This window comes from Anaerotruncus sp. DFI.9.16 (genome assembly GCF_024461615.1).
In the GTDB taxonomy this organism is placed as follows: domain Bacteria; phylum Bacillota; class Clostridia; order Oscillospirales; family Ruminococcaceae; genus Anaerotruncus; species Anaerotruncus massiliensis.
This window is the reverse complement of the sequence record NZ_JANFZX010000142.1, coordinates 1-394: the sequence shown is the minus strand read 5'-3', so window position 1 is coordinate 394 and position 394 is coordinate 1. Positions and strand designations below refer to the sequence as shown.

At 60.9% G+C, this 394-nt stretch carries 1 protein-coding gene; it reads left to right on the top strand.

From position 1 onward, the window contains the following. Positions 1–394, top strand: a 394-nt coding sequence (locus NE609_RS17360; protein ID WP_256153246.1) for a hypothetical protein, incomplete at both ends; no start/stop codon positions are given.

Below are 394 nucleotides of genomic sequence, written 5' to 3'. Positions count from 1 at the left end.
GGACGGCGTCGTCAAGAGCTTCGCCTACGATGCGGCGGGCAACCGCACAGGCTTTGCCCTCACACGGAACGGCACGGTGGAGCTCTCTCTCGGCTATGCCTATGACAGCCTCAACCGATTGGCGGAGGTGAAGAAGGGCGAGACGGTGATCGCACGGTATGCCTACGACGACAACGGCAACCGGATCTCGCTGGAATACCCCGAGAGCGGCCTCACGACGGCGTATGCCTACAATCCCGCAAACCTTGTGATCTCGCTTGTCAATCAGCGCGGGGACACGGTGGTTTCCTGCTTCTCCTATGCCTACTATCTGGACGGTAACCAGAAGAGCAAGACAGAGGCGGACGGCAAGGTGACGGACTACGTCTATGACGGCATGGGCAGGCTCGCGCGG